Genomic DNA, 18,620 nt, shown 5'->3' with positions numbered 1-18,620 from the left:
GAGGACATCTTTTAAAGATCAGCAGAAAACTTCGGATAAAGGTAAAAGAGGTATCAGTTGACCGATGGACTGCGAAAGATTTATCATCAGAATATTCCTAAATCTTTGGCTATGACTAAACTTGCCCATTGGTTCAAAAAGGTGGAAGAAGCAGATTTTAAATCTTTTTTCTACCTTAAGAAAAACAATAATGATTCATTACAGGGATATTTTAAACTATTTTCATCAAAGAAGCTCCAATGCAGCAGCTGAATCCTTCAATGCCAGAATCAAAAACTTTAGAATTCAGCTCAGAGGTGTGAAGGACAGAACATTTTTTCTCTTCAGATTAACAAAATTTTTGCCTAGTCCCCAACTTTTGCGCTTGATCCTTGATCCCGAATTGCTCTTTAGAATGATGAGCAATAAAAAAGCCTTGAATCATTTAATTCAAGGCTTTTTTTGCGGAGAGTGAGGGATTCGAACCTAGCAATAAAAACTATCTGAATATCGTATAAATTAAATAAGTTTCAGACAATTGCCACGAATTTGACACAACTCTATATATTTTTATAATCTGCAAAATCTTAAATCTTGACTAAAGAATTCTTTAGTTTCGAATTACAAATATAAAAAATCTATTATTAATATATTTGTCAGAGAATCATTTTTTAATTGTGACTAGAATTTTCAGGCAACGCTCCATCAGTAAGCCCTTCCCTATTCAGTATCTATGAGCTACATCACAAAGTAAATTTAGTTCTCTGATCTGATTAATCCTAAAATACTCTCATCACATTTATAAGACAATAAAATACCAATCGTCGTTAGTATTTTATTCATTTATGAATTAAAAAAATTGTTTAAGAGTAGTTTTTTTATTTTAATTTAAAATCAAATAGCTCCTGTGGATGCACATCTAGTCCTTTGGCTAACTCTTGAATGGTAGAAATTCTAAGATCTACTTCCCCTTTTTCTATTTTACTAATATTACTATGATCTACATCACATTTCTGAGCCAACTCTCTATAACTCAAATTCAACTTTTTTCTAAACTTCTCAACTCTTTTACCAAATGCTATTCTAAATTCTAATTTATCCATCGCAGTTAACTTGAATAGACAAAATGATAAGATTTAAATAAATTATTGTAGTTGAATTAACCTACATAAAGAAAAATGTTTTATATTTGCTAAATAAGTTACAATAATGGTAACTTTGCAATACTTCAAAAAAATAATCGAAGCTATTGCTTAGATTCTCGACTAGAAAACTGGTAATTTTATGTGTACGAGAAGATAAGTAAATTAGCTCACGACCGCGGCGTGGGCTCTCTTATCGTACACGGGTATACCAGTACCTCTAGTCAATAAGTTGAGTTCCACGCCTTTTCTTTTGAGCAAGATGTAGTGAATTCTTTTTATCTAAGCAGTTCCTTCCAGCAATAATTCAGCTAATACACTGCTTATGAAAAGAACAGATTCGTTACCATTGCCCCGTATGTTGAATGATAACCAGTTATATGAACTGCTGAAAAAAGGCAATCCGACCTCTTTAGAACATATTCATTTACGATACAAAAGACTTCTTTTCTGGCTCGGAAAGCAACTGCTCGATGATGATTTTGTAGTGGATACGCTTGTGCAGGATGTCTTCCTTAAATTGTGGCTACACCGTGATTCCATTGAAACTCCTAATCATATTCTTGGCTTTTTACGGTTTGTTTTGAAAAGAGACTGTATAACGTACTATAGCACTCCAAAAAATAAATTCGCACGCTTAACAGCGTCACTTGAAAGTTTTGAGAACTATCAGGATTATCTTATCGGATATGATCCTCTGCAAGATAAAGAACATCTTCTTCAGCAGGAGTCAGATCAAAAAAATTTTGATGAAGTCAATAAGGTATTAAAGGTGATAAACCCCAAAAGAAAAAAACTAATCGAGCTTTGCCTTCATTATGGTTTTCGGTACAAACCCATTGCAGAAGCAATGGGAAGCAGTGTAAAGGATATTAGCAATGAAATAAACAGAGCCATAGATGATCTTCGGAAAATCATTAAAGGAAGTTCTTTTGAACAGCCACAGAAAAAAGCTTACGATAATGAAGAGCAGCCAGCTCAACTCAGTAACCGGCAGCTCGAGATATTAAAAAGAAGGTTTGAGCAAAAATCTTCTTTCATAATAATTGCCAGGGAACTCAAACTTTCTGAAAAAGAAGTCCACCTAGAATTTCTATATGCTTATCAGTTTCTACAAAATCGAAATATCTCTCAAATCCCTTTTTGAAATGGAAAAATCAACGACTATACTTACCCGAAAAATTCAGTTGCTGATTGATGTCCCGTCAGAAAAAAAAAATGAAGTGTGGGACAAGCTCTACCGTTATCAGAATAGGTGTTTCCGAGCGGCAAACTTAATAGCTTCCCATCTGTATGTTCAGGAAATGATCAAGGATTTTTTTTACTTCACCGAAGAAATTCAATACAAGTTGGCTGATGAAAAAAAAGATCAAATGGGAATGTTTAACCGTTCGAAAACAAACAGCACAGCAAGAATGGTCTTTGATCGATTCAAAGGGGAAATCCCTACCGATATTCTAGGGAGTCTCAACCATACGATTCAATCTACTTTCTCTAAAAATAAAACCGACTATTGGCAGGGAACAAAATCATTGAGAAACTATAAAAAAAACATTCCAATCCCGCTTCCTGTTAAATGTATCAGCAAAATGAGATATGACGAAAGAACGAAATCCTTTTGCTTCAACATGTTTGCAATTCCTGTTAAAACATATTTAGGGAGAGACTTTTCTGATAAGCGCCTTATGATGGAACGGCTTTTAAGGGGAGAGATCAAGCTTTGTACATCACAGATTCAACTGAAAGCCAGGAAAATCTTCTGGCTTGCAGTTTTTGAATTTGAAAAGGAAGAACATTATTTAAAACCTGAAATCATTGCAGAAGCTTCCCTGTCTCTTGAACATCCTATCGTAGCAAAAGCCAATAATGTACGAATCAATATTGGTTCAAAAGAAGAGTTTTTATACCGCAGGCTCGCCATTCAGGCAAGTCAAAAGAGAATTCAAAGCGGCATTGCTTATGCCCGCTCGGGAAAAGGAGCTAAACGCAAACAAAAGGCATTGTATAAAACTGAAAATTTGGAGAGCCGATATGTAAGTCATCGACTTCATGTGTACAGCCGGAAGCTTATCGATTTCTGCATCCAACAACAGGCGGGCACACTAATTCTTAAAAATCAAGAGGACAAAATTGGTATCGCAAAAGAACAGGAATTTGTGCTTCGCAACTGGAGTTATTATGAATTACAGACCAAAATAAAATATAAAGCAGAAAAAGCTGGTATCGAATTAATCATTGGATAGCTAAAAAAAATAACGAGGGTGCTTGTACACCCGTAGGGTGAGGTTATGAACTCTCACTAAATACATGATAGTATATACAACGGCGTGGGTTCTTTTCTTACTTATAATATTGAACAGAAAATATATAAGAGAGAAACATAAAACGCTTTACAATAATGTTTTGAATAAAGCAAGAGGCTTTAGTTCTTGACTCAATCAGAAGAAATTTCTTTCTCAAAAAGGAAGAAACGAAATATAATTTTTTGACTGAACAAAATAGAGTTATCTGGCTAAATTATTAATGCTGTATTAAATATTCTAAAAGGATCTAAAAACAAATATATTTCCAATTTTAATAGTCGTTTAATTGTTTTTTCCATTGAAAATTTTGGAGTTCTTACCCTAATTCACCGACGATCAATTATATTTTTCAAAAGAAAAAGGAAAAAAAGAAAGCACAAAATTCATTATGAAAGATTTTAAAAAGCAAGTTTATGATGAAAAATACGACCTGCAAGGTGGAGATTTTTTAGCATATCCTTTGGACTTGAACTTGTCTTTTAAAAATCTGAAACAATACCTTCGTTTTCTTTTATGAATTTTTACACAGTTCTACTGTGACCTCTTTATCTTTTTCCTTTTTTGCTGAACCTGAATATCTTCGGTGTTATACTTTGTTCCATGATTATCAAAATTCAATAACGAAAAAATTTCTAAGCTGCTGTCAGGATTTCTAAAAATCTCCTCCAGTGATGAAAAAGGAATATTATTCTCTTCAGAAAATTTTTTACAAATACGATCAACTATTGATATGAGTTTCTCTTTGGTAGTATCGAATAATTTGGGCTGTTTAAATTTTTCAAACCGTATGGCCTTTATAATTGTATCTTTCACTGAATTGAAATAAATGTCCTTTTCATTTGTATACGCTGTGATATTAGACAGAATAGTGGACAGCTTGTTTTTTAGTAGTGAAACTTCTTTGGTTAACTCAATATTCTTTTGTTGAAGCTCAGTAATTATTTTAGCTTTGGATTGAAGAGTTTCTTTATTTTTAAGCAGTTCTGTATTATATGATTTAAAAGCTCTCTCGTAGTTTTCAATCGTTTTATCTGTTTTGATCTTACTAAAGCCTAGAAAGTCATTTTCTTTTACGATAAGATCTTCAAACTTTTTAGAATTGAGCGTTGCTTTTATTTCTGTTATTTTGTTGTTTAGCAACAAAAGTTCTTCTTCTCTTTTTTGAATTTTAAATTCTATGGCTTCAAGTCGTACTTTAGACCCTGAAACACCTCTATCCATTTCCAGACATTCAGCCGTAATATCCTGCATTTTTGAATAGTGAAAGGATTGATGCTTCAATGTTTTTCCAGTTTCTAAATCCTGCCAGTCGGCTACTAAATGAGCATGATAATTGGATTTCCATTCTTTAGAATCTTTATCATAATGCCCTTCATCCCTATGGATAGCAATTTGAAAAATTCTTATTCTCAGTTCTTCTTCAAGCCTTTTAGAAAGCTTATGCAAATCCTGCATTGTTGTATTCTCTTTAATTACGACTACAGCTTCTCTAATGGGTAATGCATTTTTTTGTAATTTTCTTCCAGACTTTTCCTTACAATAATCTTCTATTGATATTAGCCTATCTGAAATCTTACTTTCTACCCAATATTCATTTTTTTTCGTAAGATCTTTTTTTATATAATCAAAAGTTTTTCTTCTGAAATTGTGCGCTTCGGAATCTGTTTTGACTGCCTTAAAATTGATAGACGTTTTCATATCTAACAAAATAGTTCATTTATTATTACATATAAATAATAAAACTCATTTGGCTTTAACCGTCATCTATTGGCTTTAATAATAAATAAATCCGTATCTATCAGATACGGATTATTCAAAGATTTTCAAAATCATATATTAATCGATCTTCCATCTATTCGGTTATCTTTCGCCTACTAAATGCAACATAAAAAAGCAGTGATGCATAATCTATTTCAGTCTCTATACTGCAATAATAATTATAATCACCAGAGTTATCATTGAAGATCAGATTATCATTATTCTGAACAATACTGGAAGGCTTCTTCTTTGACATCTTCTACCGGAAAGTCTAAAGCTTTAGCCAGCTTCCCTTTATTATCATAAATCCTTACATTACCTCTTTTTTTGCGGCTGTAATACATCCATGGATATAATCTTGGACATATATTGCTGGGTATACCCCACTGTTTTTCATAAACTCTTTAACATTTCCATCATGATTTTTTATTCATTACTACAACTATAAAAAATTCAAAATTCTTATTAAACACAAAAACCACTGCAAAAACAGCAGTGGTTATGAACAATTCGTGTGAGAGCAACGCCAGCACGAAGCTTTAATTATTAACAAACATACTTACAGATGAAAAAGTTGTTTCTTTTTTATTTTCACTTTCAGAAAAAAATGTTGCAACCCCTGCAATTGATTTTTCTTTTTTTTCCCCAGGAATAAAACATATATAATAGTCATTTTCGGTTTTACAATCGATCCTTTTATCTTCTATGGTATTATTATTTTTTGTCATATAATTAAATTCTACTCTGGTTTTTTCATCTTTATACTTTGGAAAATAAAATTTAAATTCATATCCGTTATTCTTATAAATAACATCATAATATTGACTAAATCGATTTATCAATTTACCTTTTTCATAAAATTTAATCTGATTTTCTTTTTCCATATTTACTGACAAAAACTCAATCTCATACAAAAAATCGTTAGTTTTATCCTTAACTTTCCACCATCCGATTTTTTCATTATTTTTAACATTCTTATAGCCTTGCAAAGTATATTGATTACTTTCACCACTAATTAAAATTATTGAATCATTTTCTTTTTTACTACTAATTGCATAATTATGTTCATTAGTAATATTCTGAATATTGACTTGTTTACTAAACTTTTTATCATCTTTTTTACATGAAAAAGAGAAAAAGATAATTAAAAGTAAAAGAAAATTTTTCGCCGTTCTTTTATTATTTTTTACTACCATTTTTTGCCTAGAAAATTTATTTTATTATAAAAGTTTTTTAACTTTTGATCATTAACATTTTTAACAGCTTTATTAAACATAATACTGTCATTAGTTTTTGTTTGAGTAGGAACTTTTTTTATTGTATCTCTTGAATAAGAAAATGGAGAATCTGAGATTTGCTCCACTAAAGCAGTACTATCATTACTCTTGAAATTAAAAGGATTTCCAATTCCTTGCATATCAATAGCAAATTGATCTAGGTCAGGAGAACGTGATCTATTAAATCCGTTCAATATATACTCAAACATATTGTTTGTTTCAAGCTTGTCTCCAGGTAAAACTTTTTTCATAGTTTCAGGATCTGTTTCATTTGCCCCACCTGTAAAAATCTGGAATGTCTCTTGAGTCCAGGTTGTCCAGGAACCACCTAAAGACATTGGTAGTGCATCTACAATTGCATTCATGGAAGCCAGATCATCTGCAGCAAGTTTTGTTATAGAACCTCCCTCATTTAATTGTGCATAAGCAGATTCCTTTCCTCCGTCTACGCTCACATTCGAAAGTACTGTCCCGTTCTTAGCAAAGCCGTCTACTCCTTTTATTTTTTGAGCCTGTTCTACACTAGTGACATTAGGATCATACCGCCAGACGCCATCCTGTCTGATCCAATCAGTTGCCTTCCTTCCATCAGAATCAATAAACCTCAAAGGATTATTAAACGCATAATTATATGGAGTCCATCTTCTTGAAGTTTCAGCTAGTGGATCTATTACTCCCCATCTACCCAAATCCGGCATATACATCCTCGCCCCATAATCATACATCCCCGACTCTTGAAGCTCCTTTCCGTTATACTTATACTGATAAGGCGTAAATCCTAAATTAGAATTATTATATCCCTCATGCTTTAATCCAAAAGGATAATAATTGTTAACTTCAACAATTTCTCCTGGAATCCAGACTGCAGTACAGCCTGTCATACCATTACCTAAGTCTATACAGTGATCTGTAGACATATCCCTTGGTTGAATTGTTCCATCCTTATTTGAGTCAGAATAACTTAACCTTATATTTCCTAAATGATCAACATAATTGTAAATGTATAAATTTTTTCTGAAATCGAAATAGCCTTCTGCAGTAGGTACGAAATCAAGACCAAATATTTTACTATCATTATATTCAGAGTATTGAAATCCATCAAAATAATGAACTCGATATGTTTCGTTCGGAATGATGAAATAAGATTCTTTTTCTACTTTTACTCCATCAGCTCTATATTTGTAAGAAAATGAACCATATGAATAACTAAACTTTTTGACTAAATTCAGAGAGTTATACTGTATATCAGTGATGCCCTTATCCTTATGCGAGGTCATATTTCCATTATCATCATAACCAATAATATTATGAGTAGCTAAATACGGATAACCGTCGCTGTTTCCTATCTGTTCCTCCGTAACTTTTGTAAGTCTGTTTCCAGTGTAGTCATATTTAAGGTTGTCAATTGATAGTGCTATAGTACTGCCTGTCAATAAACCTGCTGATCTTTGCAATCTCGCAATATTCCCATTAAGATCATATTCTATCTTTTCAAAATATTCTTTTGCCGTTTCATTACCTGCTTTTTGGTAGAATCCTGCTGAAAGTCTATTTAATGGATCATATACATAACCATATCTTTTCAGTGGTTCATTTTCCTCAGTTAATGTTTTCCAGGATACTTCTGCAATATTTCCGTTGTATCTCGGTTTTACTTTTTGATTGGGATAATCCGAATTAGGAATTTCCAAACCTTCCACTTTATTATAATTGATCTTATACCCAAACAGGTCATTTCCTAAATTGGCAGGATCGTTAATCTGAGTTAGCCACCCACGGATATTGTATTTGTAGTCTATCTGCTGAAGCGGAGAAGAAGCGGTAACTCCTCCCACTTTTTTTGATTCCAACTGGGAAAGTTCATTATAAGTATTCTGAGCCAGAATTTCTTCAGCATTATTATCAATCTTATGTTTGTGGGTAACCAAGCGGTTCTGATTATCATAATCATAGGTTTCCGTAATGACCCTTTCAGTATCCGTACTAAGTCTTTTATGTCTTGTTACAGTCTGTTTCGTAACTCCTGCAAAATCAAGTTTGGATTCTGTATAGGTATATCCTCCCAAATGATTAGTGGAGTGGTTTCCAATAGCTCTTCCTTTCTGATCGTAATAGGTATAGTTCTTTGTCCAGTTGTTATCTTCAATATTCTTTACAAAACTCATTACAGGTAGTCCTTTGGTGCTTCTTCCGTCAGCTGTAGGAGTTTCAGTCAATACCGGCTCTCCCTGAATCGTTGAAGGAAAAGCCGGATTAAAACTGTAGGCAGGATAAGTATCATAATAATTAACACTTAACACCTGAGTAACATTGGTAGGAGTGGAAACCTTAGTGTAATATACAGGCATACCATTTAAAGTCAAACCAGCTGTAGCAGTTCTGGTCTCATATAAATTAACATTGATATTGGCACTGTTTTGCATTGATACCCTGCTGGAAGTACTACCTGTTATTCCAGTATAAATCACTCTTCCAAATTGGTCATATTTAGTGAAAAGCCATTGTCCTTTTCCTTTAAGAACCGTATCCTGGGTCAGGATAAGCCGATCAGCTTTATTATACACCATATATTCCCAGCCTTTTCCGGGAAGCTTCTTTTCCACAAGTCTTCCCCTGCCATCATAACGGTACTGATAGCATAAGGTATTGAGAAGATCATCCGTAATAGGTTTATGAACAGCCAGTGGAGGAATAACAAAAGCCAGCTGGTCATATTCATTGTAAACATAATAGGTATCTATATGTTCCGAAGAACTCTTTATTTTCCTTACCAATAGAACCTGACCTTTACCGTTTTTAAACTCTATGGTTTCATTATCGTCCTCATCTTTGACAGAGTTTTTATAAAGCTGGTTGGGGGCATAAACCGTGGCAGAGGATAAGCTCAGTGCACTTTTAGTAGCTCCATCTACCCAGCTTGTGGTCGTGGTAAACTGATATACTTCATTAAATCCGTTGGTGTCATAGCTGAACTTCACAGATTTTCCGTTCCAGTCATTACCTACCTGTTTCTGTTCCAGAACCCTATCTAAAGGGGATTTTTCCAGAACTCTTTCAGAATAAATCTTTTCATTGCCATAAGGGCTATTGGAGAGATTGCTTAAAGGGTTAGGGGTAATAGCTCCGTTTAAAGTACCTCCCTGGGGAACAGGAAGATAGTCCATAACCTGTCTTCCAAATGGATCATATTCTATAGGAGTAACCACATCTTTTCCCAGTGGTGATGCTTTTACTTTAACAATCTGCTTGGGTCTTCCCAGCCCGTCAAAATACTGTACCGTTTCTGAGGATTTGGTAACCGTAGTTCCATTATAATCTAAATATGTTTTAGTTTGAATATAATTTTCATTGCTTGAAATAGTGGAAAGCTGGCCATAGGTTATATTCGATAAGAGTAATGCTCCCATCGGTATTATGAGTTTTTTCATCAGTTTAGTTTTTATAATTATACTTCATTTCCTTTACAATCTGGCCATTTACATCCACTACTTTCTGAAGCCTACCTGCTGAATCATAGAGGTAATTCTCCCTTATTCCTGATGGTGGTGTAATACTTCTTACTCCAATTAAAGGATCGTAGGTATAGGTTGTTATCTGATATCCAGATAATGAAGCATTATTTCTAAAATTATTCAATGCAGTAAGCAATAATTGTTCACCTGCCTCGTCTTTGTCAGTATTAGATTTAGAAACAATATCTAAACTTAAATATCCTGTAGAGGTTACTGGTAATCCAAATATTTGCATCAACTGTTCATAAGATATTCCTGTAATTGTAGCAATTGGTAATGTTTGATCATATCCATAAATTGTAGTCACAGGAATGCCATCTTTCATTGTACTTTGAAGACTGTTTGCTTTGTTGTCATATACATTAAAATCTATATCGTCTACTATGTTATCTACTAAAGAAATATTATAATTGTCAAAATCTGATACAGCATTTGCCAATGAATGTCTTATTTTCTTTGGGGCGTATAAAAAGGTAGCTCCCTTTGTAAATAGATTTTCTTTAAGCGAAAATTTACTATCTGTAGTTTTGGTCATCTCTACCAGTGGAACAAAATAATTAGAAGCAATCATCCCATCATAGATGTCCCATTGTGCACCAACAGCAGAATTTTCGTTCCTGCAACCCATAAATCCTCGACAATCTTTTTTAAGCAAATCTGGAGCAAATAAATATCTTTTTGTAACTGTTCCAACAGGTGAGGTTAATGACTCTTCAATTGGATAAGGATGCCAACCCCAGTTATTTGATTTATCATTATATATATTTTTTTTAACCGTTTCAATAACCTTATCACCAAAATATTCTTTGGTCGTCTGAGAGCTTAATAAATAAGGAATAACCGGAACATACATTGTATATCTATTATTATAGCTGTAGTAATTGTTATTATTATACATAATAGGTTCACTTTTTACACTTATATAATAATTTAAATCAGATACTTTACAATTTGTACAATTCTCCATAGTGTTTATCACAGGGAGCTTACCAAGGAAGTTCCGGTATTTATACATGGTTTCCTTAAGCAAAGTATTATTATTGTTATAAACCAGTTCTTTTAATAATTTTCCCCTTTCATTGCTTTTGGAGAGATACTCATGTTCCTGATGATCATACCTAACGGTAAGGGTGTCGGAATTTGTTACATAATCACTAAAGTATAGCTTATTAAAACCCTTTCCTTCGGTAGAGACTTTAACTAAACTGTATTTTACTAGACCTTGTATGTTTGGAGCTACAGGACCTAGCAGATTTTTTAAATAAGTATCATTGATGACGGCAACCGAATATAGCTTTCCTGCTTCTAAAACTCCGGAAGAGGCTCCTGCATCATTTAAATAACTATATCTAGTTACAACACTATCACTAGGCATGCTGCTTTCGACTTTCTTTTTTAACCTGGGAGCATTAAGAGAATGCTGGTAGTCAAGTATATTGATACCATTATAATTTTTACTATAAGCCATTATTTTTGAATAATCTGAAAATTCATAACTATAGGTGGTACTTCCTTTAGTAGGATATGTGACTTTCTTTAATAAACCTGTATCATAAGAGTTCTGGTATTGAGTGGCAGTAGGAGGGTAATAAATAGAATGGCTTCCATTCCATACACCTCCAATGTGGGTTAGTATGGCACTGTTTTTATATGCAGGAAAATCATCTGTGTTATAATAATCAAATCCAATATTTTCACCTGCTGAGTTATTTATATGCTTTAAAAAAGTTCTTTTATTTGTGCTCCCCAGCTCTTGATAAATTAGATCTATTTTTTTGATGGTTTTATTTTTTTTCTTCATAACGATCTCATCCAGGTAGTTATTGCTAAGTTCCAGAGGGTTAAGGGTATTATGGTATTTGTATCCTATGGTAACATCATTAAAACTGATACTGTCTAATACTGCCATCTTGGTATATGTATCTACCTGAGTTTCGAAGCTTTCCATAACATTATCAAAATCACGCATTATAGATCTGGAATGCTTTACAGAAAGATTATTCTGTAAAAGGGTTTGCTTGGCAGGAAATCCCGTGTTTTCATTAATATAATAAACATGATTATTCTCCTGAGTATAATTGATACTCTCATTACCATTATACCCAGAATATGTTCCTCTGTAATTATTAAGTACGGTAAGATCATTTTGTCTATAATAAGCATTAATTTCGGATCCATTGGCTAGAACAATCTTCTTTAATAACCAGGAATCAATATAGTTTGTACGGTTTGAGCTAGATCCTTGATAGGTAAAAGGCGCAGTATCTACAGGAATGTAATAAGTAAATCTATTATAGCTATAGTTAATGTCCAGAGCATCTGTATTTCCTCCAAAAAGATACTGATTCCCTTTATCATCATGTATTACAAATTGTGAAAAAGAAATATTTCCAAAAATATCATAACAGTTTACTCCTGATATATCAACCTTTAAAGATGCATTTTCACAATAAACAATAGGCTTCATAGTATTGTCTACAACAAAATAACCCTTATATCCCATAAAATCAAAATAGTACTTATCTGGCTCATAGTTATAAGATTTTCCATAATAGCCTCCTATACCTTGAAACTGATTCGTAGCATAATAATCCCCGGCATTATCATATATTTCTTTTTTCTTTGCATTATTAGCGTAAATGGTCTTGATGCAGTCATTTCTATCGTAACTGCGAACATCGTCATACTGAAATGAAGAATATTGTAAATCATTTAAACTACTGTCTGAATTTCCATAAAAAGGATTAAGAATCTTACTTGTCGTGGTTGTTAAATCTATTTTTTTAGACTCGCGGGTTATTTTTCCAAACTGGTTGAGATTCCAGTTCAGTCCTACATAACTTGGGTATAGATATGGAACAAATCCTCTCGATTCATAGGTAAGACTATTACTGATTTTAAACCCTCCCTCCGAAATGTCAAATAAAGGAATAGTAAGATCTACAAGTCCTCTATTTAAGTTAATATTTTCATTTACTCCTCTCATTAATGAATAGCTCTCAGGAGGTTTTGTCTGTGAAAGGTAGAATAGGAATACGTGTGAAAAAAATAATATTGTTAATCTTTTATTCATTGTTTATTTTTTAATCAATTTAGCATTTGTCATTTTATTCGTGTCAGTTTTGATAGTTACCAGATAAGCACCCTGTACCAAAGCCTTTGTATTTATCTTTGTCACTTTATTCTTTGTTTTAATACTTTGAAGCTGTCTTCCGCTCATATCATATAACAAAATATCTGCATCTTTAAAGTCAAAGCCAATTTCTACGTAAGCATAATCAGACACAGGATTTGGATAAATCTTGATATCATATTTTTCAATTAATTGATCTAGCTGTTTGTCACCCAGCTTTACAATTTTCCAGTTTTCTTTACCGAGTTCTTCTGCGCTTGTACCTGCAAGAACAATAGACCCGTCTCTGTTCAATTTTAAATCGGAAAGTCTTTCTTCCTTTTTTTTGGTTTCTCCTTTTACATGCTTTCTCCACTGCTCATTTCCGTTTTGGTCCAGGTAAAGTATCCAGAAAGTTTCATCATCAGTTTGTATTCTTCCTTCAGCCTGAGTAAAACCTCCCAGCAGAATACCTTTAGACTTCTCGCTTCCATCTTCCAGCCTCCCGCTTACTACACTTATACCCATCAGGATATCACGGTTCTTGAAATTGAAGGATTTCTGCCACTGTTCATCGCCTCCTTCACTCAAGGAAATCAGCCAAAGATCCGAACCTTCTTCAAGGCCTGTCGTTTTATTTCCTGATCTTTCCGATCTGGATTCTCCACCAATAATAAAACCAGTTGAAGTTAATGCCAGAGTTCTGATATGATCATCTCCTTTTCCTCCAAAATTCTTTTCCCATTCTACCCTTCCGTTTTTGTCTAACTTGACAATCCAGTAGTCGCCTTCACCGAAGTTCTCTGTTTTCTTTGTTCCACTTATAGAACTTCTGGAATAAATTCCAAGTAGTGCTCCTCCATCACGAGTAGGTATCATCTTTTCTACTTCGTCTAAACCTCGCCCTCCTAATGTTTGTTCAGATAGTGTTTTTCCATTCTTGTCTAATCTAATAATCAGGACATCTTTTGAGCCATAACCTTTAGAAGAGTTTTGTATATTACCACCTATAAAAAATCCCTGATCTGTAGTCTGAATCACAACTCTTGCTTCCTCATTTGAAGACGTTCCTAAGGTTTTCTGCCATAATTCATCACCAAATTCATTGATTCGGATTAGCCAGATATCAGAGCCTCCTTTAGAATCGTCTTTTTTATCAAGTCCTTTTCCTGAATATGAAGTTCCAGAAATCAGGAAACCTCCGTCCTGGGTAGTAACCGTTGAAGATAAATAGTCGTGATTGTTTCCAGAAAAATATTTTTCAAAAACCTGTCCCCCCTGCTGGTTTAATTTAATCAGGTGCAAATCGTAACCGTTATTTTGTTTGCTGTTTTCTTGGAGCTTATCAGTGTGAATGCTACTCCCCGTGATAAGGTACTGTCCGTCAATTGTCGTAGTGACCTGGCTTAAAAAATCCTGAGAATTGGATTTAATATCTTTCTGCCAGAGTACCTCCTGAGCAAATATGCCCATAGTAGTGCATAAAGATAATGCACACATGTAGAATTCTTTCATACTTGTGTTATTAATGTTAAGTAAATGTTGATTAATTTATTGTGTATATAGAAATAAATAAATTACCGAGTGTAATTATTGTTTTCATGATTATGTTTGTTTTTTAATGCTCACAAAATTATGACTTTTAAAGTTTATCCCAAAGAGGGGTATTAAATTTCTTTAACAAGGCAAAGGTATTTAAATAAAGCGACTAAATGTGTCGTATTATTTTCGGTTTATAAAGAAAGCTAAATATTTGCTAATAAAAGTAAACTAGTAGATACTCTGGCATGTGACTTAAAAGAAAAATGTATCAACTCAGATTTAGATTAACAAACTTCAACCATATTATTTGGTAAAAATCAAAGTCTCACAGAGCGAAGCAGCAACTTTGTTAGGACATCAGGACTTTCAAAGTTGCGAATGAGCTCCTAACTTCTGCACATAGTTGTAAAATCATACGCATTTTAATACTTTCTTAAAACAGAATTTTAGGAACATTACTTTTTATAACGCAGGGGTTTTCATTAATCTTAAAAAAATACAAAATGAAGCCATCTACATATTGTAGATTTTAAGGTATTCAACTAAAAGGTGGACTTCTTAGAATTATAAGAGCCAATTAGAAGAACAAACTATGTCAAAATTTAAGTGGACTGTATCATTATGCAGATACTAACTGCCAACAGAAAAAAATTGTAATTCCACTTACTAATATCTCCATCAATAAAAGGCTGATAATTTAGCTTTCATTGATAATCAAAGCCAAATAGTTCCTTGCAACGCCATTGTAAAGGTATACATCATTTGCAGATTTAATTTTCTGAAAAATGAAATATGCTACATAAAGAAACTGTCAGTAAGGAAATGTGGGAACTTCTTCAAAAACTAATGAAAGAAGAAAGACTAAAGGACTTTACCCTGGTAGGTGGTACCGCACTCAGTCTAATGCTTGGCCATCGTTTAAGTATTGATATTGATCTGTTTACAACTAAACCATTTAATGAGAAGTCTGTCCTAAACTATCTTTCGAATAACTATCCTGTAGAAATTAAAAATACATTTGAAAACACATTACTTTTGAAAATATCTGAAATCAAGGTCGATATCCTTGCCCATCAGTATCCATGGCAATTACCTAGAATAATAACAAAAGAAGACATTAGGCTGGCATCCCTTGAGGATATAGGCGCTATGAAACTTCACGCTATATTTCAAGATGGAAGCAGAATTAAAGATTTCGTTGATATGCATTTTCTATTAGAACATAATTCCCTTAAGACTTATCTTGATTTTTATCAAAAAAAATACGGAGGAAATCCCTCACTTGCTGCATTAAGTTTACTACATCACGACAATATCGATAGGAATGTACAAGTAAAGATGATAAAAAGTAAAGATATAACCTGGCAAAAGATAGAGGAGAGATTAAAAAAGTCAGTACATAACCCATTACTTAAATTTACTGAAATCAAAGAGCAAAATAATAAACAAAAGAGACGTGGATTCAAGCATTAAACTTTTATATATCACTATTATTCAGTAAATTTATACTATGGAAACAGGAAATAAAAAAAGACCAAGTTTTGATATTGATCCTTCATTTTTTTGGGATTTTGATTTAGATGAGATGGATCTAGATAAAGCCTATAAGTCAATTATTGCCCGTATTGTTGAACGTGGCAATCAAAACGACATTGATAGAATTGTAGAATTTTATACTTACGAAAAAGTAGTCAAAGCAATTCGTGACGAAATCCATTTCCTTCCAAATTATGCAATTGATAAAGCTATAGAATTTTTCCCCGAACTTAAAAAAGAGGATATGCACTGCTATATCAATCGTAAGGATAAACCATATCATTGGATATAGCTAAGAAACTAGTTATTTGAGACATAACTCAAAAATATAATTGAAAGGAGCTACATTGGAAATAACAATGGCAATAGTAATGGATAAACGATTATGAATTGCAAAAATTACTATCTTTCCAACCACTTACAACAGCCTAAAACCTTTCACGATACATTGCATAGATATGAATTGCTTCCAAAATTTATTATCTTAGTAATTAGTCACAGCGCTTGTTTCATTGGTATATGTGCTGTTAAGTTGTGAATTGCTTTCAAAAATCATTACCTTAGTGATTAATCACAGCTTTCAATCATGAACCTAGACTATCAAATAAATTGTGAATTGCTTTCGAGAATTAGTATCTTCTTGTAGTCATAGCCAAACCAATGGGGAAACATATTAGTAGTTATCTGTGAATTGTTTTCAAAAATTATTACCTTAGTGATTAGTCACAGCATTTAATTCCCGGAAGTAATGAGGCTCATGGCTGTGAGTTGTTCTCAAAAAATTGTTACCTTAGTGATTAGTTACAAGTGCCTTTGAGTGAAGTTCTCACGGAAATGGTTGTGAATTGCTTTCGAAAATTATTACTTTAGTGATTGGTCACAGCAGTGTTTTATTATCACCTACAGGCGATACAGTTGTGAATTGCTTTCAAAATTTACTATCTTCGTGATTAGTCACAACCGGCATTTCATCCATTGTTTGTTAACCCCAATTGTGAACTGCTTTCAAAATTATTATCTTTGTGATTAGTCTCAGCTCTTTCTATTTCTTCCATGTTTTTCCATGGAGTTGTGAATTGCCTTCATAAATTATTATCTTCGTGATTAGTCACAGCCATTTACCGGATTCAAATCACAAACACAACGTTGTGAATTGCTTTCAAAAATTATTACCTCCGTGATTAATCACAGCAAACCTGGACTGAACTAAAAGAGACCATGTGTTGTGAATTGCTTTCAAAATTATTACCTTCGTGATTAATCACAGCTCTTCAACCTTCCGGAAGACCAGTTTATCAGTTGCGAATTGCCTTCAAAAATTATTCCTTCGTGACCAGTCACAGCAAACTAACCAAAGTGTAGCTTTTTGATTTAGTTGTGAATTGCTTTCAAAATTATCACCTTTGATTAGTCACAACGAAGTAAGAAAAGAAGCAATCGAGTCAGTAGTTGTGAATCGCTTTCAAAATTATTACCTTCGTGATCAGTCACAGCAAACTAACCAAAGTGTAGCTTTTTGATTTAGTTGTAAATTGCTTTCAATAAATATTATCTTCGTGATTAGTCACAGCTTAGAGCACAAAGACCCCATGCGGAGGACTGTTGTGAATTGCATTCAATCTTTATTATCTTAGTGATTAGTCACAGCATTGGAAATATTTTGCGTAACGAATTCGTTGTTGTGAATTGCTTTCAAAAATTATTACCTTCGTGGTTAGTCACAGCGAAAAGAGATTAATCCGAATCGAAAACGACGTTGTGAATTGCTTTCAAAAAATTATTACCTTCGTGATTAGTCACAGCATCGCCAGGAACCGGTATGATTTAACGAACGTTGTGAATTGCTTTCAAAATTATTATCTTCGTGATTAGTCACAGCCCGAAATTGAGGCAATTAAATCAAGCCTATGTTGTGAATTGCTTTCAAAAATTATTATCTTCGTGATTAGTCACAGCTTAATGCCTTGATCATTAAACCATATTGATGTTGTGAATTGCTTTCAAAAATTATTATCTTCGTGATTAGTCACAGCTTTTACTCATGATACCAATTAACCATATTAGTTGTGAATTGCTTTCAAAAATTATTATCTTCGTGATTAGTCACAGCTGTTCTCAGCTTCTCTTAAGGTCCATTCTTGTTGTGAATTGCTTTCAAAAATTATTATCTTCGTGATTAGTCACAGCACTTCTCCTTTGGTGGCTGCATCAACATCTGTTGTGAATTGCTTTCAAAAATTATTATCTTCGTGATTAGTCACAGCCGCATCACTGATCTGACCAGCCATTTGTAAGTTGTGAATTGCTTTCAAAAATTATTATCTTCGTGATTAGTCACAGCTACGCCTTGAAATTGATATGCAAGTTTCAAGTTGTGAATTGCTTTCAAAAATTATTATCTTCGTGATTAGTCACAGCCTGTTAAAAATGGCATAGAATACGATTTGCGTTGTGAATTG

The 18,620-nt window shown here is 33.2% G+C and carries 12 protein-coding genes and 1 CRISPR repeat array (1 of these 13 only partly in view); of the genes, 5 read left to right on the top strand and 7 right to left on the bottom strand.

Features of this window, described 5'->3' with window-relative positions; translation table 11 throughout:
* The first annotated feature begins 190 nt into the window (after positions 1-190).
* Positions 191-454 carry a transposase gene (locus V0410_RS01605; protein WP_330746038.1) on the top strand — a complete coding sequence of 88 codons (264 nt, stop codon included), beginning with the start codon at positions 191-193 and terminating at the stop codon, positions 452-454.
* A gap of 403 nt (positions 455-857) precedes the next feature.
* Here the strand turns inward: V0410_RS01605 and V0410_RS01600 are convergent, their stop codons facing one another.
* On the bottom strand, positions 858-1,082 hold the full coding sequence (locus tag V0410_RS01600) for a helix-turn-helix domain-containing protein (protein WP_330746037.1): 225 nt from the start codon (positions 1,080-1,082) through the stop codon (positions 858-860).
* 364 nt (positions 1,083-1,446) lie between these two features.
* On the opposite strand from V0410_RS01600, the gene V0410_RS01595 reads away from it, so the two are divergent.
* The gene (locus tag V0410_RS01595; protein WP_330746036.1) at positions 1,447-2,268 is read left to right on the top strand and encodes an RNA polymerase sigma factor; all 822 of its coding nucleotides are present in this window, start codon (positions 1,447-1,449) and stop codon (positions 2,266-2,268) included.
* A gap of 1 nt (position 2,269) precedes the next feature.
* The gene (locus V0410_RS01590; RefSeq protein WP_330746035.1) at positions 2,270-3,364 is read left to right on the top strand and encodes a transposase; all 1,095 of its coding nucleotides are present in this window, start codon (positions 2,270-2,272) and stop codon (positions 3,362-3,364) included.
* A 591-nt stretch (positions 3,365-3,955) separates the two neighbouring features.
* On the opposite strand, the gene V0410_RS01585 is transcribed toward V0410_RS01590, so the two are convergent.
* The 6 genes from V0410_RS01585 to V0410_RS01560 form a co-directional block, all read right to left on the bottom strand.
* Entirely contained in the window at positions 3,956-5,122 is a 1,167-nt protein-coding gene (locus V0410_RS01585; RefSeq protein WP_330746034.1) for a hypothetical protein, read from the bottom strand.
* 278 nt (positions 5,123-5,400) lie between these two features.
* Positions 5,401-5,526, bottom strand: coding sequence for a hypothetical protein (locus tag V0410_RS01580; RefSeq protein ID WP_330746033.1), 126 nt, complete (start codon positions 5,524-5,526; stop codon positions 5,401-5,403).
* A 195-nt stretch (positions 5,527-5,721) separates the two neighbouring features.
* A complete protein-coding gene (locus V0410_RS01575; RefSeq protein ID WP_330746032.1) occupies positions 5,722-6,378 on the bottom strand; it encodes a hypothetical protein in 657 nt (218 codons plus the stop codon).
* Positions 6,372-9,887, bottom strand: a complete 3,516-nt coding sequence (locus V0410_RS01570) for a DUF6443 domain-containing protein (protein WP_330746031.1) — start codon at positions 9,885-9,887, stop codon at positions 6,372-6,374. Before V0410_RS01570 ends, V0410_RS01575 begins: the two co-directional genes overlap by 7 nt.
* A gap of 4 nt (positions 9,888-9,891) precedes the next feature.
* Positions 9,892-13,044, bottom strand: coding sequence for a hypothetical protein (locus V0410_RS01565; RefSeq protein ID WP_330746030.1), 3,153 nt, complete (start codon positions 13,042-13,044; stop codon positions 9,892-9,894).
* A gap of 3 nt (positions 13,045-13,047) precedes the next feature.
* Positions 13,048-14,598 (bottom strand): T9SS type A sorting domain-containing protein, encoded by a 1,551-nt coding sequence (locus V0410_RS01560; protein WP_330746029.1) that lies wholly within the window; start codon positions 14,596-14,598, stop codon positions 13,048-13,050.
* Positions 14,599-15,417: 819 nt separating this feature from the next.
* On the opposite strand from V0410_RS01560, the gene V0410_RS01555 reads away from it, so the two are divergent.
* On the top strand, positions 15,418-16,098 hold the full coding sequence (locus tag V0410_RS01555) for a nucleotidyl transferase AbiEii/AbiGii toxin family protein (RefSeq protein ID WP_227941659.1): 681 nt from the start codon (positions 15,418-15,420) through the stop codon (positions 16,096-16,098).
* Between the two features lie 37 nt (positions 16,099-16,135).
* Complete coding sequence (locus V0410_RS01550) at positions 16,136-16,453, top strand: DUF6922 domain-containing protein (protein ID WP_330746028.1); 318 nt, start codon at positions 16,136-16,138, stop codon at positions 16,451-16,453.
* Positions 16,454-18,069: 1,616 nt separating this feature from the next.
* A CRISPR array of direct repeats spans positions 18,070-18,620; the repeat unit is 47 nt; unit sequence GTTGTGAATTGCTTTCAAAAATTATTATCTTCGTGATTAGTCACAGC (it continues 2,038 nt past the right edge of the window).

The sequence above is a fragment of the Chryseobacterium sp. CP-77 genome (assembly GCF_036362765.1).
GTDB lineage: Bacteria > Bacteroidota > Bacteroidia > Flavobacteriales > Weeksellaceae > Chryseobacterium > Chryseobacterium cupriresistens.
Note: the sequence above shows the minus strand (reverse complement) of the source record. Positions and strands in the feature narration are given on the sequence as shown.